Raw genomic sequence first — 23,186 nt, 5'->3', positions numbered from 1 at the left:
CCACTGCCATCATAACAACCAATTTCTGTTAAGGTGAATTACTCTTTGTCCTTGAGGTTGGCTTTCATGCGCTCAAGCTCTTTTTCGATTTCATCTTGCGCCTGCAGATCAGCAAACTCATCATTCAAGTTCTTGCCGCGTCCAATGCTGTAACTGTCAGCTTCTGCTTCCATCTCATCGATACGGCGTTCGTACTGCTCGAATTTCGACAACGCTTCATCAACCTTACCGGTATCCAATTGACGGCGCACATCACGACGAGTATCGGCCGCTTTATGACGCATCACTAACGCCTGCTGGCGGGCGCGGGTCTCTTGCAGCTTACGCTCTAACTCAGCCACTTCCGTTGCTAGCTTCTCGATGGTCGCTTCCACCAGTTTGTACTCTTCATTTAATGTCAGCGCGACATCGTTAAGCTTCTGCTTTTCAATCAGTGCAGCACGAGCGAGATCTTCACGGCCTTTCTGAATGGCCAGGCTAGCTTTATCTTGCCAGTCACGGCTCTGAGCCTCAATCGCCTGAATACGGCGCTGAAGTTCTTTCTTGTCAGCCAATGCACGCGCAGAAGAGGTACGCACTTCAACCAGCGTATCTTCCATTTCCTGAATGATAAGACGGATCATTTTCTGCGGATCTTCAGCCTTATCCAACAGTGAGTTGACGTTGGCATTCACAATATCGGCAAAACGAGAAAAAATACCCATAATTACATCTCCTAAATATATTTGCGTTCTGTTCCAAAACAGTAACTATGTTGACTATTACAACAAACATGCCAACTTTATGTCTTTTATATATCATACACTTAGCTTTGCACCTCAACAGTCGCCCTGCTAAGGTATAAGTAATTACGCTAACTATTAGTGAGATTTACCATGCGAAAGACAGATAACCTCATCGGCGAATCCGAGGCGTTCCTCACGGTACTGGATCAAACGTCACGTCTTGCACCGCTTGATCGCCCTATCCTGATCATCGGCGAACGAGGAACCGGTAAGGAGCTCATCGCTCAACGCCTGCATTATCTGTCGCGCCGGTGGGACCAGCCCCTCGTCTCGCTAAACTGCGCCGCGCTGAGTGAAGGCGTAATTGACTCCGAGCTGTTCGGCCACGAGGCCGGCTCATTTACCGGCGCTAAAGGCCGACACCAGGGGCGGTTCGAACGCGCCGAGAACGGGTCCTTGTTCCTCGACGAGCTAGCAACAGCACCGATGGGAGTACAAGAAAAACTGCTCAGGGTGATTGAATACGGCGAATATGAACGAGTGGGGGGCAGCAAAACTTGCCAGGCCAATGTCCGGTTGATCTGCGCTACCAATGAAAACCTGCCGCAACTGGCCGCAGAGGGTAAGTTCCGTTCCGATTTGCTCGACCGCCTTGCCTTCGACATCATTCACTTACCGCCATTGCGCGAACGACAAGAAGATATTTTACCCCTTGCCGAATACTACGCCGTGAAAATGTGCCGCGAGCTCAACTTCAGCTTTTTCGCCGGGTTCAGTCAGCAAGCCCAGCAGCAACTGCAAACCTACCCCTGGCCCGGCAACATCCGTGAACTTAAAAATGTGACTGAACGCTCCGTCTTTCGCCACAGCCTCGAGAATGAGCCGGTCAATACCATTATTTTTGACCCGTTCACGCCACCTTGGCAACAAGAGAAAGACAATGAGAGCAGCAATAAAAACCATACCGAACCCAGCTCTTCCACTCAAGAGCTAGCGACCAGCAACGGCAACGGCAACGGCAACGGCATGTGGGAACTCCCCATTGATTTTCGCCAGTGGCAACAAGATCAGGAGGTTGCCATTCTTCAACAGGCTCTCGAGCAAGCACAGTATAATCAGCGTAAAGCCGCTGACTTACTCAGCTTGAGCTACCATCAACTGAGGGGACTGCTGCGCAAGTACCAGTTGGTCGGAAATGACTAAAGCAATGATCTGTACACTTTCTGGCCATAAAGAACCTAGAAATAACAGGTATTTTAATGAGGTGACTTGGTGGCAGGCTGGGTTAATGGTAAATTTATAATCTTGTTTCCAAAAAATTTCTTATCCTATGAGCGCCTATACTCGTCTTTTGCTTTTGTGCGTCAGCCTTGCCGGCCTGATTGGCTGTAGTGATGACCCGCAGCAGGATAGCAATATTCGCAGCCGTGGTTTCGTCTATTGCGGACAAGATAAGCCAACAACCTTTAATCCACAGCTAATCGATGGTGGATTGACGGCTGATACCTTGGCTGCGCAACTTTTCGACCGTTTGTTACTCCTCGATCCTGTTAGTCACCAGCCTCTTCCATCGCTCGCCGATGGCTGGAGTAGCAGTGATGATGGCTTAGTCTATACCTTTAACTTAAGACAAGGTGTTGAGTTTCAAACCACTGATTGGTTCAAACCTACACGCCAGTTCAACGCTCAGGATGTGGTGTTTAGCTTTAAGCGAGTCATTCAACCGGATCACCCTTTCCATGCGATCTCCGGCGGTCGCTACCCTTGGTTCGACAGCCAGGGGTTTGCCAACCTGATTGAAGATATTGAGGTTGTTGCCCCTCTCACAGTAAGGTTTACCCTAAGCCGGCCTGATAACGCTTTTTTGTCCAATTTGGCAACGACCTATGCGGTGATCCACTCGCAGGAATATGCCCAGCAAACGCTTCGCGCAGGCAAGCCCGACCAACTGGACTCCTTACCCGTTGGTACCGGGCCGTTTTTCCTCGATAGCTACCAAGCCAATGATTTTGTTAGGCTTAACCGCCACGAAAACTACTGGCAGGGTAAAGCGGCGATGGAGCAAGTGGTGTTCGACATTGCCAGCCGTGGTACAGGCACACTGGCCAAACTGCTGAGCAACGAATGTGACGTACTGTCATCACCCGTTGCTAGCCAACTGCCCGTTATCAGTGCTGACGATAATTTTAGCCTTGATGCCCAAACAGGTATGAACGTGGCGTTTCTGGCCTTGGATAGCAACCAGCCAGAGCTGAGTGATATTCGGGTTCGTAAAGCCATCAACCATGCCATCAACCGTGAAAATCTGCTCAATTCAGTCTACTACGGTACTGGCACCAAGGCCCGCAGCCTCTTGCCGCCAATGTCTTGGGCTTACAACCATGGTAGCCAGGCGCTGGATTATGACCCAGCAAAAGCACTTGACCTACTTAAAGAAGCCGGTTATGACAAAAACTTAGCACTGACTTTATGGGTGCCGCTTGAGCCACGCCCGTATAATCCAAGCCCTCGCAAAACGGCAGAATTAATCCAAGCGGATCTCAATGCTGTCGGGATCAAGGTAGACATCATCACCCAAGATACCGTCAACCGCTTTAGTGCGATTGATAAGTACAACAGTGATTTGATCTTAACGGGCTGGGTTGCCGATAACGGCGATCCGGATAATTTTCTGCGTCCGCTGCTATCTTGCGATGCCAAAAAAGCCGGCCTGAACGTGGCCAACTGGTGTAACCTCAGCTTTGATAATCTACTCGAGCTGGCATCCAGAACCCCTAAACTGAACCAGCGGCTTAATTATTATCACCTTGCCCAAGATATCTTGGATACCGAGGTACCGATTGTCCCATTGGCCCATGGCGTCCATTTCCAAGTTCACCACAAGTCCCTGGAAGGCTTGCAGATGAGTCCGTTTGGCACCCGCTCCTTCTCGACAGTCTTCCGGAGCGAGATCTAATATGTTTATCTATACCATTCGTAGGCTAAACCTCTTTCTGATCACCCTGCTGATCCTAACCTTGATCGGCTACAGCATTTTGCGGCTAGACAATGCGCCACTGTGGAGCACCGGGTCATTCTGGTCTGGTTGGGTGATATACCTCGAGAACCTAATGGCCGGCCACTTAGGCATGAACCTCCAAGGCGAGCCAATCGTCAACGAAGTGATGGCGGTTTTCCCTGCCACACTAGAACTGAGTTTCTTTGCTTTTGTGCTTTCACTGATCATTGGTATCCCTGTGGGTACCCTTGCAGGAGTCAAGCGCGGAAAATTCATAGACACCACCATCTCATCCATCACTCTTGTGGGTTACTCAATTCCACTATTTTGGTTGGCGATGTTGCTTATTATGCTGTTTTCTTTGAAATTAGGCTGGCTCCCCGTCTCTGGCCGCTACAGTTTGCTGTACGAGATTGACCATGTCACCGGTGTTGCCCTAATCGATGTGATGCTATCTGACAAGCCTTACCGTGCTGAAGCCCTGATGGATACCATCAGACACCTTGTACTGCCCACTGTGGTGTTAGCAATGGCACCGACCACCGAGGTGATCAGGCTGACCCGTGCATCGGTGTCAGATGTCATGGATCAGAACTTTATCAAAGTTGCCCAGACCAAGGGCCTGTCGATGTTTGAAATCATTATCCGGCATGTGCTGAGAAATGCCATTCCACCGATCATCCCGAAACTGGGTATGCAATTTTCGACCATGATGACCTTTGCAATGCTAACCGAATCCATCTTCAACTGGCCGGGGATCGGCCGCTGGTTACTTGATGCCATTTCAACTCAGAACTATGTCGCCATTCAAGCCGGTGTGATCACCGTGGGTACCTTTATCCTGATTGCCAATATCCTGTCTGACTTGACCGGTGCCCTTGTCAATCCCCTCGTACGGAAGGAATGGTATGCTATCAAATAACATCTATCAGGAGACCAAGATCCCAACCCAGCGTGAGCGGGCTTGGCAAAATTTCAAAAACAACTCCTTGGCGATGTTTGGTCTATGGTGCTTGGCTCTCCTCAGTGTCATTACATTGCTGGCATCTTGGCTCACGCCCTACGATGCCTTCAGTCAGGTCGGTGAGCTGCTCATGCCACCGTCATGGGATACCACAGGTAAAGTCGAGTACTTCTTCGGTACCGACGACCTTGGCCGTGATATGCTGAGCCGCTTACTGCTCGGTTCGCGTCTGACTTTTGGCTACGCCGTGTTGGTGGCGATTTGCTCCGCGACGATTGGGATATTGATCGGCGTATTGGCCGGTATGACCCGAGGCTTAAAATCAAGCTTCCTCAACCACGTTCTTGATACCGTACTGTCTATCCCTTCTCTGCTGCTGGCAATCATCGTTGTCGCATACATGGGCCCGGGCGAGATCAATATCCTGCTGGCTATTTGGCTGGCACTCATCCCGCGCTTTATCCGTGCCGTGTATACAGCAGTACACAACGAGGTAGAAAAAGACTACATCATGGCGGCACGCCTTGATGGTGCCAACAACTTCTACCTGCTGTACAACTCTATTTTGCCCAATATCCTGACCGTGCTGACCAATGAGTTCACCCGGGCAATTTCGATTGCAATTCTAGATATAGCTGCACTGGGTTTTCTTGGCCTTGGCGCTCAGGCACCGATGCCGGAATGGGGTGCAATGCTGGGTGACTCCATCGAGCTGATCTATCTTGCTCCATGGACGGTTACCTTGCCAGGACTGGCCATTACATTCAGTGTTTTGGTTGTAAACTTAGTAGGAGAAGGACTCCGCCAAGCCATCAATGCGGGGATTGACTGATGCCACTCTTAGATATTCGTAACCTGACCATTGAGATCGATACGCCGCAAGGCATGGTCAAAGCCGTTGAACGGATGAGCTTAACCATTAATGAAGGCGAGATCCGTGGCTTAGTAGGCGAATCTGGCTCGGGTAAAAGCTTGGTTGCCAAAGCCATCGCTGGTGTGGCCAAGAGCAACTGGCGGGTCAGTGCCGACCGCCTACGCCTCGGTGATGTTGACTTGCTGACCCTATCTGCGCGCGAGCGTCGTCGCGTTGTCGGCCGGGAAATCGCGATGATATTCCAAGAGCCGTCCTCATGCCTTGATCCGTCTGAGAAAGTCGGTGCGCAGTTGGAAGAAGCGATTCCCTCTGCGTCATTCGATGGCTATTTCTGGCAGCGGTTCTACTGGCGTCAGAAACAGGCTATCGCCCTGCTGCACAAAGTCGGGATCAAAGATCATCGTCGAGTGATGCGGAGTTACCCTTACGAGCTGACCGATGGGGAATGCCAAAAGGTAATGATTGCCATGGCTATCGCCAACCGTCCACGCTTGCTGATCGCCGATGAACCAACCAATGATCTGGATCCGATCACCCAAGCACAAATTTTCCGCTTATTAAGCCGAATGAATCAGCTGGGTAATACCACCATCTTACTGGTCAGCCATGATCTGACCACCGTGACCCAATGGGCAGACCGGATCACTGTTATGTACTGTGGTCAATCTGTCGAATCCGCCAATCGACAACAACTATTGGAATCGCCGCATCATCCCTATACCGAAGCTTTGCTGCGGGCCATGCCGGATTTCAACCTCGATAAGCTGGCCCATAAAAGTAAGCTGGAAACCCTACCGGGATCGATTCCTCCGCTTCAGCACCTTCCTATTGGTTGCCGACTTGGGCCCCGCTGCCCGCATGCACAACGTAAGTGTGTTGAAGTGCCAAAACGCAGGAAGATCAAAAACCACAAGTTCAGCTGTCATTTTCCGCTGAACATGGAGAGAAATACCAAATGAGTGCGTTACTTGAAGTCGAGAATCTCAAAAAAGACTACCATTACCGCTCAGGCTTGTTTCGCCGCCGCACCATAGAAGCAGTAAAACCGGTCTCGTTTAGCTTGGAAGCCGGGGAAACCATCGCTTTTATGGGAGAAAATGGCTCAGGTAAGTCCACCTTAGCGCGTATGCTCTCTGGGGTGGTCGAGCCTACCGAGGGAGTGATCCGGGTGAATGGCGAGCCGCTAACGCACCGAGATTATCAGACCCGCTGCAAGCTGATCAGGATGATCTTCCAAGATCCCAACACATCGCTCAATCCGCGGATCCAGATCGGTAAAATCCTCGAAGGGCCGCTGAAACGAAATACCAACATGACACCGCAAGCCCGTGAGCGCCGGATCATGGAAACCCTAAAGCGTGTGGGTTTGCTGCCTGAACATGCTTATTTTTACCCGCAAATGCTGGCGACAGGCCAAAAGCAGCGCGTATCACTGGCACGAGCCTTGATTCTGCAGCCTTGTATTATAGTGGCGGATGAAGCACTTAACGGCCTCGATATGTCGATGCGCTCTCAGATCATCAACCTGCTGCTTGAGCTTCAGGAAGAAATGGGTCTGTCATACATTTATGTGTCGCAGCATATGGGGGTGATCAAGCATTTCTCAGATAGGGTTATCGTGATGCAACACGGTATGATTGTTGAGGAAGGCAAAACCAATGAGGTGTTCGACAACCCGCAACACGCACTGACCCAAAAGCTGCTCGACAGTCACTTTTCCGCCCCATCCCATGACAGGAGCAACCGTATTAGCCGGTCAACCCCGAAAATAGAATGCTAATTCTGTGCTATCAAACGGGGCACTGCACTGGGCGATCAAAAACGGGCCTCTCGCCCGTTTTTATCTCTACTTGGTCTGATATTGGCTAAGCCAACATCACCGCCAAGCCACCAAGCATCACTGCACTGATCACAGGCAAAGCAACATATTTTCGTAATCCAGGCTCGCCGACAAACCACGCCATCCCCATTTTTACCAAGCTGTTCACAGCAGCTGCGATAAAAATCCCCATCGATGCTGTTGCTAACATCTGGCCACCGGCACTGGCACTCTGCCGGCCCAACGCCAGAGTGATAGCATCGACATCAGTGATCCCTGAAATAGCCGCCAGCAACAAAGTCCCGGTATTACCAAACCACTCCTGCAACCCGTTAGCCAGCAAGATAATCAGTAGCAATATAAGCCCAAAGCCCAGTGCTGACGTCAGCGCCAGCGGGTTTTGCTTCATCTCGGGGTTGGTCTGGTTATCGACTTTGTTCCGCTGCCATATCCACCACGCCGGCAAGTAGAAGCCAAGCATCATCAACAACATAGGTATCCACAGCAACTCGACCAGCTGCCGGTTTACCACTGAGCATACAAAGAGAATACGAGGAAACATGGTCCCACAGCTGAGCAAGATCCCACTGCCTAGCAAGCCATTAAGTTGAGGCTGCTGCTTCGACAAGTGGGAAAACTGTAATGTCAGCGCGGTCGACGAACTGAGCCCGGCAAACAGGCAGGTCAGCAAAATACCTTTTTGTGTCCCGCCGATTTTCATTGCAAAGTAACCGACAAAGGAAATACCGGCGATCAATACCACCATCCACCAAATTTCGTAGGGATTGATGGCTCCCCACGGTCCCATCGGTTCATTGGGTAGTAATGGCAGCAATACAACAGAGATAAGCAACAAACGGAGGGCGGCATCCAGCTCATACTCCTGCAACCGCTGCAGGGCTGCGTGCAGCTCTTGTTTGTTATCAAGAATGATCGCGGTGATCACCGCAGCAGAGACAGCCAAAGTAGGGTCACCAACAATCGCCAGTACCCCGAGCAGAAAGGTAATTAACGCCCCCACCAAACCAGTGATACTGAGGTTAGTTTTCCACTTTAGACGCTGGGAATAAGCGACGGACAAGACAATGGTCAGTGCAACAAACGACAAGCCGAGAAATAGTTCAGAGAAATGCTCAGCCAGCAGCCCGCAAATACCACCGAGCAGACCCACTAGCGAATAGGTACGGATCCCGGCAATTCGGCTCCCTGCCGCTTCATTACGATCGACCCATCCACGCTGGATACCAATGATAGCACCAAGTAGCAAGGCAATAGCCAACCGAATATAAGGGGACGTTAACGCTAAATCCGAGTCCATAGACCACCTAAACTAGATTTCCTTAATCTAGTTTAGGATGAGCAACGACGAGCAACCGTCTGCTCTATCACGAATTTTATATTGATATATAAAAAAACAGGCCCTCATGAGGACCTGTCTTTACAAAATAAGCAGCTGTCAGTTAAGCAAGTGTTTTGTTGATTTCAGCTAGAACCGCTGCTGGATCAGCCGCTTTGGTAATTGGTCGACCGATAACCAAGTAGTCAGAGCCAGCCTGCACCGCTTCAACTGGGGTCATGACACGGCGCTGATCGCCTGCTGAGCTACCTGCAGGGCGGATACCCGGGGTAACCAGCTTAAACTCGCTTCCCAGTTCCGTTTTCAGCATAGTTGATTCATGGGCAGAGCACACTACACCGTCAAGGCCGCTGTTCTTCGTCAGACGAGCAAGATTCAAAACATGATCTTTTGGCTCAGCTGTAATGCCGATACCTTGCAGATCTGAGGCTTCCATACTGGTCAGTACCGTCACACCGATAAGCAGCGGGCGATCTTTGCCAAACGGCTCAAGAATTTCGCGTGATGCTGTCATCATCCGCTCACCACCACTGGCATGAACATTCACCATCCATACGCCCAGATCAGCAGCCGCAGCCACTGCGCGTGAGCAGGTATTAGGAATATCGTGGAATTTCAAATCAAGAAATACAGAATGGCCCCGATCATGCAGTTTACGCACAAAGTCAGGGCCAAAAAAAGTAAACATCTCTTTGCCAACTTTCAATCGGCAACTTCCCGGTTCAATCCGGTCAACAAAGGCGAATGCTTCGTCTTGGCTTGGGTAGTCGAGAGCGACAATTACTTTTGGATCTAACATGGCATCTCCTGCTTAGTTATAAGGTCAAACTGGCCCAGCTTGCTGAGCGCGCTCAGGATTGTACAGCAAAATAGTTTTTTTTCGAGTACTAATTGAAAAATAGCACCAAGCAGCCAAAATATGCACTCAATACATTTAGCAATCGTTTATTTAACTCACTAAAATTTTCACCACCATTTTCAGAGTCAAAATGAGCGTCAAAAAAATTAACTTTCAATATTTAGTCTAAAGTAGCCGACTTTAGTTATAAAAAAGCCCACTTGAATATCAAGCAGGCTTTTTATAATCATTTTAACACGTAATGAAGGTAACAGCCCTTAGGCTTATTCACCATCCAAACCTCGGATAGGTTTTATTGCGCCCCACCCCTTGCAAGATGGACACTGCCAATACAAAGAGTGCGTTGCAAAGCCACACTTACGGCAACGATAGTGAGGCTTAATTTTAAGTTGCTCCCCTACCAATCCACGTAACGTGGTCAAGCTGTCTTTTGCCCTGCCGTCCTCAGCTTCGTCCAAATGATAGTCCATCAGTTGATAGAAGCCCTTCATCGTCGGGTTTTTCTGCAACTGACGGGTCATGAACGTCTGGGCCATGGTTGGGCCTTCCCGCTTGGCTATCTCATCGGCCAACATCAGCTCAGCTGTTGAACCGGCTTTTTGCTCAACACAGTAACGCAAGTACTTAAGCCAACCAGATTCGTTGTCCATCGCTTCGTAGCACTGCAACAGAAGTGGCAACGCCTCACCGATAAATTCGAGATCCTGCTCAGCAACACGCTCAAGCTGTTTAGCAGCCGCTTTAAACTCTTCTTCGGCTATAAAAATTTTCGCCAGCATGATACTGGCCCTGACACAGGTTTTATCAGCCGATAAAGACTTCTTGAGCAGCTGCTTCGCTTTATCTGGATTCTGCGCACTCATTTCAAGCATCGCCATTTCACACCAGTAATGAGCAATATCATGCTTGAGCTTACTCTTACCCATTTTGACCAGGTGGGTAGCAATATTGATTGCCTTTTCCCATTCACGGGTCTGCTGGTAGATGGTCAGAAGTTGCTGCAAGGCTCCTTTGCGATGATCAGGTTCGTCTAGCAGCTGCTCAAAGATTTTTTCGGCGCGATCAAAAAAGCCTGCAGCCATGTAGTCCTGCGCTAATTGCTGCAAAGCGAGGTTACGCTGGTCGATGGTGAGGTTTGGGCGGGCAATTAAATTCTGGTGAATGCGAATCGCACGATCAACTTCTCCCCGGCTTCGGAACAGATTTCCCAAAGCCAGGTGTGTATCAATAGTTTCGCTATCAACCTGAAGCAGCTCAATAAACACATCGACTGCTTTATCGGACTGATCCGATAACAGCAAGTTCAAACCTGTCACGTACTGACGTGACATGTGATGAGACTGCTCTTGTTGCTTATTACTAGCGCTCCTGTTACCCATATACCAGCCGTAAGCGGCTGCGATAGGCAATAGCAGGAACAACAGTTCTAGCATTAAATGTTATTCCTTAACTGGTTCGGCTCGCAGCTGATCCAATTCTTGTTTCTGCTTTTGTACTTTCTTGCTCAGGCGGTTTTTGGTGAAACGGGTCTTGAGGTATAACAAGCCACAAATCAGCCAGCCGATCACAAACCCGGAACCGAAGGCGATACCCAGCAAAGTAGAAAGCTGGAATTCTCCCTGGGCTAACAGAAAGTCAAAGTTAACCAACTGCTGGTTTTGGGCACCCAGTGCAAGGGTAACCAAGAAACATGCAGCCAGTAAGAGTACAGTCAGTATCTTCATCGTGAATCCTTCTCACTTGAACGAAATGGAGATGATACCTATCTGGTAAAGGCAATGCCCCAAAACAGAAAAACATCTGGTATAAACACAGAAGGGTATGGCCTGATTATGCAAGATTTTACCTCATCAGACCATGATCAATACGCATAAAAAAACGGCATACTTAACAGCATGCCGTTTTTTTGTTCTAAACGCGGTTAACTAGCAATTGACAAGTTAACACGGTCGCGTAATTCCTTACCAGGCTTGAAGTGAGGAACGTACTTGCCGTCCAACTCAACTTTGTCACCTGTTTTCGGGTTTCGACCTACACGTGGAGCGCGGTAATGCAACGAGAAGCTACCAAAGCCACGGATTTCGATCCGGTCACCCTCGGCAAGTGTCGTAGCCATATGCTCAAGGATTTCCTTAATTGCATCTTCTACCTGTTTGGCAGAAAGATGTGTTTGTTGACTACATAGTCTTTCAATTAATTCAGACTTTGTCATAAACACTCCGTTTTTAGTATGTTTCTCAATAGTATAACCGCTTGGGAGGAAAAGTGATCCCCCCTCGCTCAATTATTCGCCTTTAGCCGCTTTGAAAGCGTCAGCCATTGCGCTACCGAAAGAAGCATCATCTTGCTTGTTCAGGTTAGCCATAGCTTCTTGCTCTTCAGCAACGTCTTTAGCGCGTACAGATAGGTTGATTACGCGGTTCTTACGGTCAACGCCTGTGAATTTAGCTTCAACAGAATCGCCAACAGAAAGAACTAGAGTTGCGTCTTCAACACGGTCAACAGATGCTTCAGAAGCACGTAGGTAACCTTCAACACCTTCGATTAGCTCAACAGTTGCGCCTTTAGCATCAACTGCAGTAACTGTACCAGTTACTAGTGCGCCTTTCTTGTTAACAGCAACGTAGCCGTTGAACGGGTCTTCTTCGATCTGCTTAACACCTAGAGAGATACGCTCACGCTCAGCGTCAACCGCTAGAACTACAGCAGAGATCTCGTCGCCTTTCTTGAAGTCGCGAACTGCGTCTTCACCAGCAACATTCCAAGAAATGTCAGATAGGTGAACTAGACCGTCGATGCCGCCTTCAAGACCGATGAAGATACCGAAGTCAGTGATAGACTTGATCTTACCAGTTACGCGATCGCCCTTAGCTTGCATTTCTGCGAATGACTGCCATGGGTTAGCTTTACACTGCTTAAGACCTAGGCTGATACGACGACGTTCTTCGTCGATATCAAGAACCATAACTTCAACTTCGTCGCCCACGTTAACAACTTTAGATGGGTGGATGTTCTTGTTAGTCCAATCCATCTCAGAAACGTGTACAAGACCTTCAACGCCTTCTTCGATTTCAACGAAGCAGCCGTAGTCAGTTAGGTTAGTTACGCGGCCAGAAAGCTTAGTGCCTTCTGGGTAACGCTTAGCGATAGCTACCCATGGATCTTCGCCTAGCTGCTTAAGACCTAGTGATACGCGAGTACGCTCACGATCGAACTTAAGAACTTTAACGTTGATCTCGTCGCCAACATTAACGATTTCAGATGGGTGCTTAACGCGCTTCCAAGCCATGTCAGTGATGTGTAGAAGACCATCAACACCGCCAAGGTCAACGAATGCACCGTAGTCAGTAAGGTTCTTAACGATACCTTTAACTTCCATGCCTTCTTGTAGAGAAGCAAGAAGCTCATCACGCTCAACGCTGTTTTCAGATTCGATAACTGCGCGACGAGAAACAACTACGTTGTTACGCTTCTGGTCTAGCTTGATTACTTTGAACTCTAGCTCTTTGTTTTCTAGGTGAGCAGTGTCACGAACTGGACGCACGTCTACTAGAGAACCTGGTAGGAACGCACGGATGCCGTTAAGTTCAACTGTGAAGCCGCCTTTAACTTTACCGTTGATGATACCAACAACAGTTTCAGCGTCTTCGTAAGCTTTCTCAAGAACGATCCAAGCTTCGTGGCGCTTAGCTTTCTCACGAGATAGCTTAGTCTCACCGAAGCCGTCTTCTACTGCATCTAGTGCAACGTCAACTTCAGCGCCAACTTCGATTTCAAGTTCGCCAGCAGCGTTCTTGAATTCTTCAGCTGGGATAGAAGACTCAGACTTAAGGCCTGCGTCAACTAGTACGTAACCGTTTTCGATAGCTACAACAGTACCTTTAACGATCGCGCCTGGACGTGTTTCTAGTTCGTTTAGAGACTCTTCAAAAAGTAGAGCAAAAGATTCAGTCATTATTTAATCTTCAATGTGATTAACAACCATGGGTATCCTACCGCATGGGGTTGGTAGTAATGTCAGTTATCATCCGTGACACCGACTCCATCTGCCGAATTATTCGGCTGATAATTTCGTTTCAATATGGGCCAATGCCAGTTCAATGACTTGGTCAATAGACATCTCTGTAGAGTCTAGCACCAAAGCATCAGCCGCGGGACGTAACGGTGCGACCGCACGGTTGCGATCTCGATCGTCACGTTCCTGAATTTCTTTCAAAAGGTGGTCAAAGTTAACATCTAACCCTTTCTGTTGCAACTGCTTCATGCGACGACTCGCACGTTCTTCAGCACTGGCATCAAGAAAGAACTTGACTTCTGCCTGAGGAAAAACAACGGTGCCCATATCGCGACCATCCGCGACCAAACCCGGAGCCTCACTGAAGGCTCGCTGGCGACGAAGCAACGCTTCACGAACACGTGGCAGCGCTGCCACCTTAGAGGCTGCCATACCGGTTTCTTCTTTACGAAGCTCACCCGACACATCTTCCCCTTCAAGGATCACCTTTACCAACTCGCCTTCGGCCACGAACTGCACATCCAAGTGGGCTGCCAAAGGGACAAGTGCGTCTTCAGACTCAAGATCAACACCATGGTGCAACGCCGCAAGGGCCAGCACGCGGTAAATAGCGCCAGAGTCCAATAGCTTCCAGCCCAGTTTTTCTGCCAATAGCATACACAGCGTGCCTTTACCGGCTCCGCTTGGTCCATCGACAGTGATCACTGGTGCGTGAGTAGACATAGGTAATCTCCAAACTTGTTTAAACCAAAGCAGTAATACCCATCGCCACGCCATCAAGGACATACCGATACTTATTACCACTCTCAAACGGGGGCATATTATACGAGAAAAAAGTTGTGATACCAATCAGTAATCAGACTTAAAACCAAATCCCCTTTGGGAAAAAGAAAAAACCCGCCAGCAAGCGGGTTTTCTTTATAGATTGACAGACACCGTAACTAGTTGCTTAACGCAGCCAATTTTTCGAAGTAATCCGGGAAGGTTTTGGAGGTACACTTCGGGTCATTAATGGTCACCGGTGTATCACTTAGCGCCACCAGCGAGAAACACATCGCCATACGATGATCGTCATAGGTATCGATCGCAGCATGAGTAAGCTGTGCTGGCGGGGTAATGGTAATAAAATCCTCACCTTCGAGAACCTCAGCTCCGACTTTACGCAGTTCGGTCGCCATCGCCGCCAAGCGGTCCGTTTCTTTCACGCGCCAATTGTAGACGTTTCGGATTGACGTCGTACCTTCTGCAAACAAGGCCGCGGTGGCGATTGTCATTGCTGCATCGGGGATATGATTGAAGTCCAAATCGACCGCTTTTAGTTCACCGCGGCGGGCAATCACATAGTCATCACCCCACTCAACGTCAGCACCCATCGCTGCCAGTGCATCGGCAAACTGAACATCCCCCTGAATACTCTTCTTACCAATACCTGTTACTTTGACTTCACCGCCTTTAATCGCCGCAGCGGCAAGAAAGTATGATGCGGAAGAGGCATCGCCTTCCACCAAGAAATCACCCGGTGCCTGATAGGTCTGGCCGCCTTTCACCACAAATTCTTGGTAATCGCGGTTTTCCACCTCAACACCGAACTGGGCCATGATGTGCAAAGTAATATCAATATAGGGTTTCGATACCAGTTCCCCTTTAATACGGATCACCGTATCTGCCGATGCCAGCGGAGCAGACATCAAAAAGGCCGTTAGGAACTGACTCGAGATTGAGCCGTCGATTTCGACTTCACCACCTTTCAGGCCAGTGCCTTTGATCTTGAGTGGTGGATAATTGTCGTTTTCCAAATAAGTAATATCGGCACCCGCGGTACGCAGAGCATCAACCAAGTGGCCAATTGGACGCTCTTTCATCCGTGGCTCGCCGGTCAGGATATATTCGCCAGTCCCCAAGCATAGCGCCGCCGCTAATGGACGCATTGCGGTACCGGCATTACCCAAGAACAATTCCATTGCTTCGGCCGGCTTGAACACGCCGCCTAGGCCAGTGACTTCACAAACGTTTTTGTCTTCAGACAGTTGATAGCTTACTCCCAGCTTGGTCAAGGCTGTTAGCATATGACGGATGTCATCACTATCAAGGAGGTTAGTCAGTCGGGTCTTACCGCTTGCTAACGCTGCCAATAGCAAAGCTCGGTTCGAGACGCTTTTGGAACCAGGCAAATTTACGGTGCCATTAATTTTACTGATCGGCTGTAACGTTAAACTTTCCATCTGTTATTTCATTAATCCTGTTTGGTCGCAGTCATTGCAGATTAACCAATAATGCCTCAGTTCGCTAGTACTGAATTGAGTTTCTAAGCGACCATTTTGCTATGCTATTTAAAGCCACCAAGGACGGAGGAACCATGAAGAAAAAACTCATTACCATTACCCGAGCAATGTTCGCGTTATTATCATCTATTCTACTTGCAGGCTGTACCGGCATGCCCCAATCGGTCGAGCCTGTCTCTCCCTTCAGTGTCGATAAGTACCTTGGCACCTGGTACGAAATTGCCCGACTCGACCATAGCTTCGAGCGTGGCCTAAGTCATGTCAGTGCCGTCTATACTCTCAATGATGACGGCTCAATAAAAGTTATCAACCGAGGCTATGACACAGAAGAACAACAATGGCAGCAAGCTGATGGCCGGGCTGTCTTTGTTGATGATACCGACAAAGCGCACCTCAAGGTCTCTTTCTTCGGCCCCTTCTACAGCAGTTACGTGGTGTTCTTTCTCGAACCAGACTATTCGATTGCCCTCGTCAGCGGTTATAACACCGATTATCTATGGCTACTCGCCAGAGAGCCCGTCATGGATGAAGCACGAATCGACCGCTATGTTGCCATCGCTGAGCAAGCGGGGTTCGCAACAGACAAACTGCTATACCCTGACCAGTTGCAGAAAATGTAGCAACTCATACCAATCTGGATAAGTAGTTGATCAAATATTTATGCCGGCTGGTATCAAATAAGGTACCTATGAAAAAGCCGCTTCATCAAAGCGGCTTTTTCGTTTTAATTAGCGGCGGTGATCATTCCCTGCCGCTTAGGCATTTTCGTGCTCGAATTTTTTCATAAAATCGACCAGTGCTTGCACGCCTTCAAGCGGCATCGCATTATAAATAGATGCACGCATACCACCAACAGCGCGGTGACCTTTGAGCGCTTTCAAGCCTGCTGCATCAGCTTGCTCTAGGAACAACCCATCTAGCTCAGGTTTTTTAAGCTGGAAAGGGACATTCATCAAAGAGCGGTTGTCGGCATGAACCTCATTGCGGTAGAAGTCGGATTGGTCAATGTAGTCATACAGCACATTGGCTTTGGCGACATTACGTTGCTCCATCACCTTCACACCACCAAGCTCCTTCAGCCATTTGAAGACTTCGCCAGCAAGATACCAAGCGAACGTTGGCGGGGTATTGAACATCGACTCTTTGTCTACCTGCACGCTGTAATCAAGAATACTCGGTAGAATAGACTGGGCCTTACCCAGCAAGTCGTCACGAACAATAACAATAGTCAGTCCAGCAGGGCCGATATTTTTCTGGGCACCGGCGTAAATCACACCGTACTTCGATACGTCAATCGGGCGCGAGAGGATAGTTGATGACAGATCCGCCACAATCGGCTTATCCGTCACTGGCAAATCACGGATTTCCAGCCCATCAATGGTTTCATTCGGGCAGAAATGGACAAATGCCGCATTATCAGACAAAGGCCACTCTGCCGCAGGCAGAATCGCTTTTTTACCATCGCGATCACAAGTGATATCCACCACATTCGGTTGACAGTACTTCGCGGCTTCCTGGGCGGCGCTGTGAGCCCAATAGCCCCCATCCATATAATCGGCACTGTCAGCAACTCCCAACAAATTCATCGGTACTGCGGCAAATTGGGCACGCGCACCACCGTGGCAGAACAGAACATGGTAGTTATCAGGAATGGAAAGCAGGTCACGTAAGTCTTGTTCGGACTGTTTGGCCACAGCAATGAATTCTTTGCCTCGGTGGCTGACTTCCATCACCGACGTACCTAATCCATTCCAATTGATCAGTTCTTGTTGGGCCTTTTTCAATACGTCTGCCGGGACCATCGCTGGACCGGCACAAAAGTTATAAACGTTGTCCATGGTGAAAGACTTGCTCCTGCTGGAAAAACATAGGGTTGTGGTCATGTATGTGACCCATGTCTTTTTTTACACCTTTATGACGATGCTGAAAAGAGGCTATCGGAAAATACTGATACTTTGTCTTCGCTATTATGTTTAGACATAAAAAAACGCAGCCTAAAGGCTGCGCTTTTATCAGATTAACTAACTAGTTAGTTATTCTTGTTCAGAAGAGTCGTCTGCAGGAGTGTCCGCAGCTGGCGTTTCACCCTCAGCCGGAGCTTCTCCTTCGACCAGTTCCGCGTCTTCGATAAACTCGTCTTCTTCCGGCTCATCGATACGCTGCAGGCCAACAACCAGCTCGCCTTCAGCGGTACGGATCAAGGTAACACCCTGGGTATTACGACCGACACGGCTCACTTCTGCCACACGAGTACGAACCAGCGTACCACCGTTGGTGATCATCATGAACTCATCGCCGTCTTCAACCTGAACAGCACCGACTACGCTACCATTACGGTCTGAAACCTTGATCGACACAACACCTTGAGTCGCACGGCTCTTCGCTGGGTATTCCTCAAGCTCTGTACGCTTACCGTAACCATTTTCGGTTACTGTTAGCACATCGCCATCGTTATGAGGAACGATCAAGGAGACAACCTTATCGCTGTCAGCCAACTTGATACCACGAACACCGGCAGCCGTTCGGCCCATGCCACGTACCTGCTCTTCCGAGAAGCGAACCACTTTACCCGCTTTCGAGAACAACATGATGTCATCGCTACCTTTGGTGATATCAACACCAATCAGCGAGTCACCGTCACGTAGGTTCACCGCAATGATACCCGCGCTACGAGGACGGCTGAAGTCAGTCAGCGGCGTCTTCTTAACGGTACCGTCTGCGGTAGCCATAAAGACAAACTTGTCTTGCTCGTATTCTTTCACCGGAAGGATCGCAGTAATACGCTCACCTTCTTCCAGCGGAAGGATGTTCACAATTGGCTTACCACGGGCGGTACGGCTAGCCAGTGGCAACTGGTACACTTTCAGCCAGTACATACGGCCACGGCTTGAGAAACACAGGATAGTATCGTGGGTATTGGCCACCAGCAGACGCTCGATGAAGTCTTCATCCTTCATGCGCGTTGCAGCCTTACCTTTACCACCACGACGCTGTGCTTCGTAATCGCTCAGAACCTGGTATTTCACGTAACCTTCGTGAGAAAGAGTCACAACAACATCTTCTTGGTTGATCAGATCTTCCAAGTCGATATCGTGGCTAGCAGCTGTGATTTCAGTACGACGGACATCGTTAAACTGCTCTTTCACCGCTTCTAGCTCTTCGCGAATCACTTCCATCAGGCGTTCAGAACTACCAAGGATATGCAGCAGCTCTGCAATTTCTTCAAGTAGTGTCTTGTATTCGCCAAGGATCTTCTCGTGCTCTAGACCAGTCAACTTGTGTAGACGAAGGTCAAGAATTGCTTGTGCTTGCTGATCAGTCAGGTAGTACTGACCATCACGGATACCATACTGCTCTTCCAGCCATTCTGGACGAGCGGCATCGGTCCCTGCGCGCTCAAGCATTGCAGCAACATTACCAAGCTCCCAACCGCGCGCAACCAGGCCGGCTTTCGCTTCGGCTGGTGTTGTCGCGTTTTTGATCAGTTCGATAATCTCATCGATGTTGGCCAGTGCCAGTGCCAAACCTTCAAGAAGGTGAGCACGTTCACGGGCTTTGCGTAGCTCATAGATAGTACGGCGAGTCACCACTTCACGGCGGTGGTTGACGAAGCACTTCAACATGTCTTTCAGGTTGAATGTCTTCGGCTGGCCGTTGTCCAGTGCCACCATGTTGATACCGAATGTGGTCTGCAGCTGAGTTTGCGCGTAGAGGTTATTTAGAACCACTTCGCCCACAGCATCACGCTTACATTCGATAACAATGCGCATACCGTCTTTGTCAGACTCGTCACGCAGGGCACTGATACCTTCAATCTTTTTGTCTTTAACCAGCTCGGCGATTTTTTCGATCAGGCGAGCTTTGTTAACCTGGTAAGGGATCTCGGTGACAATAATGGTTTCTTTACCATTCTTCTCAACTTCGATATTCGCTTTTGAGCGCAGGTAGATTTTACCACGACCTGTCTTATAGGCGTCGATAATACCTTTACGGCCACTGATCATCGCTGCAGTCGGGAAATCCGGACCTGGGATATACTCCATCAGCTGATCAATGGTGAGACTCTCATCATTGATATAAGCCAAACAGCCATCAATGACCTCACCAAGGTTATGAGGCGGAATATTCGTCGCCATACCAACCGCGATACCCGATGAGCCGTTAACCAGCAAATTCGGGACCCTAGTTGGCAGTACCGCAGGGATCTGCTCGGTACCATCATAGTTAGGAACGTAATCTACCGTCTCTTTGTCAAGATCCGCCAACAATTCATGGGCGATCTTGGACATACGCACTTCGGTATAACGCATTGCAGCGGCAGAGTCACCGTCAATCGAACCGAAGTTACCCTGACCATCTACCAGCATGTAGCGTAGAGAGAAAGGTTGCGCCATACGTACAATCGTGTCGTAAACCGCGCTATCACCGTGCGGGTGATATTTACCGATTACGTCACCGACCACACGGGCAGATTTTTTATATGCTTTATTCCAGTCATTGCCCAGCACGTTCATCGCGAATAAAACGCGACGGTGTACCGGCTTAAGGCCATCACGCACATCAGGAAGAGCACGACCCACGATAACTGACATCGCGTAGTCGAGATACGAGCCTTTCAGCTCCTCTTCAATGTTTACGGGCGTGATCTCTTTTGCAAGATCGCTCATGGAGCCAATATCCCTCAGGTAATTTCTGTCGTATACGTATACCAAACGGCATAGTTAGCGCTAAAACGGGCTGAGAGCCAATTTAAGGCGATATCTATAACGTCTGGTACCATACGTGCAAGGTGCGAGAATATAGCATATTTCAGCCCAGATAGGCACACCTTTCACTATTATGTTGTGAGTAATTTAGCTGATTGAAAAAAAATCGAAAGCACTAATCTAACTATTACCTTTCCGATAGCCTGTTTTTTACTCAAAGCTTGTTTTTTATTACTTTTCTTGGTTTTGATTCTGGCACGCTTATTTTGCAACCAATTGTAAATTATTGACCAAGATCGTAATTACACCAGTTCTTCAAAATCCTGACCAAAAGCTGAACGGAAAACTGATCATTATCAATTTTGTGTCCAAGCAATTAGGTACAATTGAACCCGCAAGAACAAAAACTAAGATTTCAAAAATAACCAGTTAAGCGAGGTCAATTATGTTAGGCAGAGTAATCACAACACTAGGTATGTGTATCATTGGTGGCAAATATCTTCTCATGCTCATTATCGCAGGTATTGCGATGACATCAGGTGGCGTACAGCCTGATATGATGCAGTTAGCTATGCTAGAACCAACTGAGTAAAACCTATGCAAACACGGATTGTTTATCAGGCTTAGAAGTCGTAATGCAACACAATGCGTCACTGCTTTTGAGCCTGAATTGTTTATAAGGGCAGCGAAACACATTTTATTCCTCCTTTTTCAAAACTGTTCGCCTCTCTTATTACTGCATATGGCTAATTCTGTCGCTCTACCTCCTTTCAGAGCGACAGCCACTCCCCTAGACATCATTTTCTTTACATGCCAATAATTTTCCTCTAACACCTGCATCTTCAATAAGCTTGGGTATATAATGCCGCTATCAAAAAGGAATATGGCAAAGATTCATGACCAAGCAGTTGAATGTAGACCCAGCAGAAATTAGCAAATTCGAGGAAATGGCGTCCCGTTGGTGGGATTTGGAAGGTGAATTCAAGCCGTTGCATCAAATCAACCCTCTACGCCTCAACTACGTGATTGATCGTGCCGAAGGGATCTTTGGCAAAAAGATACTCGACGTCGGGTGCGGCGGTGGTATTTTGGCCGAGAGTATGGCCGTTGAAGGCGCTGAAGTGACGGGGTTGGATATGGGTAAGGAGCCGTTGACCGTGGCTCGCCTCCACGCACTGGAAACGGGCACCAAACTTGAGTATGTCCAGCGTACGGCGGAAGAGCATGCCGAGCTTTATCCAGAAACCTACGATGTGGTGACCTGCATGGAAATGCTGGAACACGTACCGGATCCGGCATCAGTCATCGCCTCTTGTGCCAAAATGGTAAAACCTGGCGGCCACGTGTTTTTCTCGACACTCAACCGTAACTTCAAATCATACCTGTTTGCCATTGTCGGCGCCGAACAGCTACTGAAGCTGGTTCCCAAAGGGACCCATGACCACGAGAAATTTATCCGCCCGTCAGAATTATTAGACATGATTGACGCCACACCGTTGCAAGACCGCCATATTACCGGCCTGCACTACAACCCGCTGACCGACCGCTACTGGCTAGGCAACAATGTCGATGTAAACTACATCGTTCATACCACGATGTTGTAGCTTCTTTTCGCTAGGGTGGTTCCACCCTAGCGACTGCGATTTCCCGCACTCTTTATTCATTACGCACTAACCTCAGTGCCCGCCTTACGCCGCTTGGCTATCGACAGAACAGAAATTTATTGCAATAGATCGCACTGATCGCTTTTTCCTCTATCGCCACGTATATACTTATTGAAGCCCCTTTTTCGATACAAGGACATGTACATGGCGATGACAAAAAAAGCGATATTGTTCGATCTGGATGGCACCTTACTCGATACGGCTCCGGACATGGCGGATGCGGCTAACCGAGTACTTGCCGATCACAACCAACCACCGCTGACCCATAAACAAATCCAGGCCAACACCAGCATGGGCGCCAAGGGGTTGCTGACAGCCGGGTTTGGAACCATTCCTGCACACCTTGATATCATGGCGTTAAGAGAAGATTTTTTGCGCTATTACCAAGACAACATTTGTGTCAATACATCCCTCTACCAAGGCGTGGTCGCCCTGTTAGAGCAACTGGATGAGAAAGAGATAAATTGGGGGATCATGACCAACAAACCCGGCTTTTTGACCGACATGCTGCTCCCCTTTTTTCCCGAACTGCTCCGCGCCAAAACGGTTGTCTGTGGTGATACTCTTGCTGTCGCCAAACCTCACCCCGAACCATTACTCCATGCCAGCAAGCAAATGGGTGTGGATCATCGCGACTGCATTTACATTGGTGATATTGAAAAAGACATGATTGCCGCCAAAGCAGCCAACATGGCAGGCTATGTTGCGGGTTGGGGATATATTGGCGATGAGCACACGCCCTCAGACTGGCAGGCGCTTGGTGTACTGACCCACCCAAGTGAGATATTAACGGTCGTCAGCAGCTAGAACGACGAGGTCAAACCACTAACAACGTGCCACTAACTAACCAATAAATAACCAAAAGATATGAACCTTGTCAGTACGTATAATGCCTGCAAGAAATCAAGAATTTTTTTTTTGCA

General features: G+C 48.8%; 21 protein-coding genes. 10 read left to right on the top strand and 11 right to left on the bottom strand.

Annotation, left to right across the window (positions count from 1 at the left end; all coding sequences use genetic code 11):
* Positions 1-38: 38 nt before the first annotated feature.
* Positions 39-704 carry a phage shock protein PspA gene (gene pspA / locus NHN17_RS06560; protein ID WP_255041365.1) on the bottom strand — a complete coding sequence of 222 codons (666 nt, stop codon included), beginning with the start codon at positions 702-704 and terminating at the stop codon, positions 39-41.
* 171 nt (positions 705-875) lie between these two features.
* On the opposite strand from pspA, the gene pspF reads away from it, so the two are divergent.
* The 6 genes from pspF to NHN17_RS06530 all read left to right on the top strand — a co-directional run bounded on the left by pspF (position 876) and on the right by NHN17_RS06530 (position 7,341).
* Entirely contained in the window at positions 876-1,928 is a 1,053-nt protein-coding gene (gene pspF, locus NHN17_RS06555; protein WP_255041364.1) for a phage shock protein operon transcriptional activator, read from the top strand.
* Positions 1,929-2,055: 127 nt separating this feature from the next.
* On the top strand, positions 2,056-3,681 hold the full coding sequence (sapA, locus tag NHN17_RS06550) for an ABC transporter substrate-binding protein SapA (protein ID WP_255041362.1): 1,626 nt from the start codon (positions 2,056-2,058) through the stop codon (positions 3,679-3,681).
* A gap of 1 nt (position 3,682) precedes the next feature.
* Positions 3,683-4,645: an ABC transporter permease gene (locus tag NHN17_RS06545; protein ID WP_255041361.1), complete on the top strand. Its 963-nt coding sequence runs from the start codon at positions 3,683-3,685 to the stop codon at positions 4,643-4,645.
* Complete coding sequence (gene sapC / locus NHN17_RS06540; RefSeq protein WP_255041360.1) at positions 4,632-5,519, top strand: putrescine export ABC transporter permease SapC; 888 nt, start codon at positions 4,632-4,634, stop codon at positions 5,517-5,519. The genes NHN17_RS06545 and sapC overlap by 14 nt, the downstream gene beginning before the upstream one ends.
* Positions 5,519-6,520: a peptide ABC transporter ATP-binding protein gene (locus NHN17_RS06535; RefSeq protein ID WP_255041358.1), complete on the top strand. Its 1,002-nt coding sequence runs from the start codon at positions 5,519-5,521 to the stop codon at positions 6,518-6,520. Before sapC ends, NHN17_RS06535 begins: the two co-directional genes overlap by 1 nt.
* On the top strand, positions 6,517-7,341 hold the full coding sequence (locus NHN17_RS06530) for a peptide ABC transporter ATP-binding protein (RefSeq protein ID WP_255041357.1): 825 nt from the start codon (positions 6,517-6,519) through the stop codon (positions 7,339-7,341). Before NHN17_RS06535 ends, NHN17_RS06530 begins: the two co-directional genes overlap by 4 nt.
* An 85-nt stretch (positions 7,342-7,426) precedes the next feature.
* On the opposite strand, the gene NHN17_RS06525 is transcribed toward NHN17_RS06530, so the two are convergent.
* The 8 genes from NHN17_RS06525 to aroA all read right to left on the bottom strand — a co-directional run bounded on the left by NHN17_RS06525 (position 7,427) and on the right by aroA (position 15,833).
* Entirely contained in the window at positions 7,427-8,698 is a 1,272-nt protein-coding gene (locus NHN17_RS06525; protein WP_255041355.1) for an MgtC/SapB family protein, read from the bottom strand.
* 142 nt (positions 8,699-8,840) lie between these two features.
* Positions 8,841-9,536, bottom strand: coding sequence for an orotidine-5'-phosphate decarboxylase (gene pyrF / locus NHN17_RS06520; protein ID WP_255041354.1), 696 nt, complete (start codon positions 9,534-9,536; stop codon positions 8,841-8,843).
* 323 nt (positions 9,537-9,859) lie between these two features.
* Positions 9,860-11,029, bottom strand: coding sequence for a lipopolysaccharide assembly protein LapB (gene lapB / locus NHN17_RS06515; protein WP_255041353.1), 1,170 nt, complete (start codon positions 11,027-11,029; stop codon positions 9,860-9,862).
* A 6-nt stretch (positions 11,030-11,035) separates the two neighbouring features.
* Positions 11,036-11,320, bottom strand: coding sequence for a LapA family protein (locus NHN17_RS06510; protein WP_255041352.1), 285 nt, complete (start codon positions 11,318-11,320; stop codon positions 11,036-11,038).
* A gap of 197 nt (positions 11,321-11,517) precedes the next feature.
* Positions 11,518-11,808 carry an integration host factor subunit beta gene (gene ihfB / locus NHN17_RS06505; protein ID WP_107349510.1) on the bottom strand — a complete coding sequence of 97 codons (291 nt, stop codon included), beginning with the start codon at positions 11,806-11,808 and terminating at the stop codon, positions 11,518-11,520.
* Between the two features lie 72 nt (positions 11,809-11,880).
* The gene (gene rpsA, locus NHN17_RS06500; protein ID WP_107349509.1) at positions 11,881-13,551 is read right to left on the bottom strand and encodes a 30S ribosomal protein S1; all 1,671 of its coding nucleotides are present in this window, start codon (positions 13,549-13,551) and stop codon (positions 11,881-11,883) included.
* 99 nt (positions 13,552-13,650) lie between these two features.
* Positions 13,651-14,334 (bottom strand): (d)CMP kinase, encoded by a 684-nt coding sequence (gene cmk / locus NHN17_RS06495; protein ID WP_255041351.1) that lies wholly within the window; start codon positions 14,332-14,334, stop codon positions 13,651-13,653.
* 218 nt (positions 14,335-14,552) lie between these two features.
* Positions 14,553-15,833 carry a 3-phosphoshikimate 1-carboxyvinyltransferase gene (gene aroA / locus NHN17_RS06490; RefSeq protein WP_255041350.1) on the bottom strand — a complete coding sequence of 427 codons (1,281 nt, stop codon included), beginning with the start codon at positions 15,831-15,833 and terminating at the stop codon, positions 14,553-14,555.
* 134 nt (positions 15,834-15,967) lie between these two features.
* Between aroA and NHN17_RS06485 the strand changes: the two genes are divergently transcribed.
* Positions 15,968-16,513, top strand: a complete 546-nt coding sequence (locus NHN17_RS06485) for a lipocalin family protein (RefSeq protein ID WP_255041348.1) — start codon at positions 15,968-15,970, stop codon at positions 16,511-16,513.
* Between the two features lie 135 nt (positions 16,514-16,648).
* Here NHN17_RS06485 and serC read toward each other — a convergent pair whose 3' ends face one another.
* Both serC and gyrA read right to left on the bottom strand, forming a co-directional pair.
* On the bottom strand, positions 16,649-17,731 hold the full coding sequence (gene serC / locus NHN17_RS06480) for a 3-phosphoserine/phosphohydroxythreonine transaminase (RefSeq protein ID WP_255041347.1): 1,083 nt from the start codon (positions 17,729-17,731) through the stop codon (positions 16,649-16,651).
* Positions 17,732-17,926: 195 nt separating this feature from the next.
* Positions 17,927-20,560: a DNA topoisomerase (ATP-hydrolyzing) subunit A gene (gene gyrA / locus NHN17_RS06475; RefSeq protein ID WP_255041346.1), complete on the bottom strand. Its 2,634-nt coding sequence runs from the start codon at positions 20,558-20,560 to the stop codon at positions 17,927-17,929.
* Positions 20,561-21,044: 484 nt separating this feature from the next.
* Here gyrA and NHN17_RS06470 point away from each other — a divergent pair, with 484 nt between their 5' ends.
* The 3 genes from NHN17_RS06470 to NHN17_RS06460 all read left to right on the top strand — a co-directional run bounded on the left by NHN17_RS06470 (position 21,045) and on the right by NHN17_RS06460 (position 23,070).
* Entirely contained in the window at positions 21,045-21,191 is a 147-nt protein-coding gene (locus tag NHN17_RS06470; protein ID WP_255041345.1) for a hypothetical protein, read from the top strand.
* A 304-nt stretch (positions 21,192-21,495) separates the two neighbouring features.
* Complete coding sequence (gene ubiG, locus NHN17_RS06465; protein ID WP_255041344.1) at positions 21,496-22,203, top strand: bifunctional 2-polyprenyl-6-hydroxyphenol methylase/3-demethylubiquinol 3-O-methyltransferase UbiG; 708 nt, start codon at positions 21,496-21,498, stop codon at positions 22,201-22,203.
* 204 nt (positions 22,204-22,407) lie between these two features.
* The gene (locus NHN17_RS06460; protein WP_255041342.1) at positions 22,408-23,070 is read left to right on the top strand and encodes an HAD family hydrolase; all 663 of its coding nucleotides are present in this window, start codon (positions 22,408-22,410) and stop codon (positions 23,068-23,070) included.
* The last annotated feature ends 116 nt before the right edge of the window (positions 23,071-23,186 follow it).

Source organism: Photobacterium pectinilyticum (genome assembly GCF_024357955.1).
In the GTDB taxonomy this organism is placed as follows: Bacteria; Pseudomonadota; Gammaproteobacteria; order Enterobacterales; family Vibrionaceae; genus Photobacterium; species Photobacterium pectinilyticum.
Note: the sequence above shows the minus strand (reverse complement) of the source record. Positions and strands in the feature narration are given on the sequence as shown.

What these genes read in the sequence shown, in the direction of transcription:
- NHN17_RS06545 (WP_255041361.1), top strand. Translation starts at nt 3,683, where the DNA reads ATGTTTATCTATACCATTCGTAGGCTAAACCTCTTTCTGATCACCCTG.
- NHN17_RS06510 (WP_255041352.1), bottom strand. Translation starts at nt 11,320, where the DNA reads ATGAAGATACTGACTGTACTCTTACTGGCTGCATGTTTCTTGGTTACC.
- rpsA (WP_107349509.1), bottom strand. Translation starts at nt 13,551, where the DNA reads ATGACTGAATCTTTTGCTCTACTTTTTGAAGAGTCTCTAAACGAACTA.
- NHN17_RS06535 (WP_255041358.1), top strand. Translation starts at nt 5,519, where the DNA reads ATGCCACTCTTAGATATTCGTAACCTGACCATTGAGATCGATACGCCG.
- pspF (WP_255041364.1), top strand. Translation starts at nt 876, where the DNA reads ATGCGAAAGACAGATAACCTCATCGGCGAATCCGAGGCGTTCCTCACG.
- NHN17_RS06525 (WP_255041355.1), bottom strand. Translation starts at nt 8,698, where the DNA reads ATGGACTCGGATTTAGCGTTAACGTCCCCTTATATTCGGTTGGCTATT.
- pyrF (WP_255041354.1), bottom strand. Translation starts at nt 9,536, where the DNA reads ATGTTAGATCCAAAAGTAATTGTCGCTCTCGACTACCCAAGCCAAGAC.
- gyrA (WP_255041346.1), bottom strand. Translation starts at nt 20,560, where the DNA reads ATGAGCGATCTTGCAAAAGAGATCACGCCCGTAAACATTGAAGAGGAG.
- sapA (WP_255041362.1), top strand. Translation starts at nt 2,056, where the DNA reads ATGAGCGCCTATACTCGTCTTTTGCTTTTGTGCGTCAGCCTTGCCGGC.
- NHN17_RS06470 (WP_255041345.1), top strand. Translation starts at nt 21,045, where the DNA reads ATGTTAGGCAGAGTAATCACAACACTAGGTATGTGTATCATTGGTGGC.
- ubiG (WP_255041344.1), top strand. Translation starts at nt 21,496, where the DNA reads ATGACCAAGCAGTTGAATGTAGACCCAGCAGAAATTAGCAAATTCGAG.
- lapB (WP_255041353.1), bottom strand. Translation starts at nt 11,029, where the DNA reads ATGCTAGAACTGTTGTTCCTGCTATTGCCTATCGCAGCCGCTTACGGC.
- serC (WP_255041347.1), bottom strand. Translation starts at nt 17,731, where the DNA reads ATGGACAACGTTTATAACTTTTGTGCCGGTCCAGCGATGGTCCCGGCA.
- sapC (WP_255041360.1), top strand. Translation starts at nt 4,632, where the DNA reads ATGCTATCAAATAACATCTATCAGGAGACCAAGATCCCAACCCAGCGT.
- NHN17_RS06530 (WP_255041357.1), top strand. Translation starts at nt 6,517, where the DNA reads ATGAGTGCGTTACTTGAAGTCGAGAATCTCAAAAAAGACTACCATTAC.
- pspA (WP_255041365.1), bottom strand. Translation starts at nt 704, where the DNA reads ATGGGTATTTTTTCTCGTTTTGCCGATATTGTGAATGCCAACGTCAAC.
- NHN17_RS06485 (WP_255041348.1), top strand. Translation starts at nt 15,968, where the DNA reads ATGAAGAAAAAACTCATTACCATTACCCGAGCAATGTTCGCGTTATTA.
- ihfB (WP_107349510.1), bottom strand. Translation starts at nt 11,808, where the DNA reads ATGACAAAGTCTGAATTAATTGAAAGACTATGTAGTCAACAAACACAT.
- aroA (WP_255041350.1), bottom strand. Translation starts at nt 15,833, where the DNA reads ATGGAAAGTTTAACGTTACAGCCGATCAGTAAAATTAATGGCACCGTA.
- NHN17_RS06460 (WP_255041342.1), top strand. Translation starts at nt 22,408, where the DNA reads ATGGCGATGACAAAAAAAGCGATATTGTTCGATCTGGATGGCACCTTA.
- cmk (WP_255041351.1), bottom strand. Translation starts at nt 14,334, where the DNA reads ATGTCTACTCACGCACCAGTGATCACTGTCGATGGACCAAGCGGAGCC.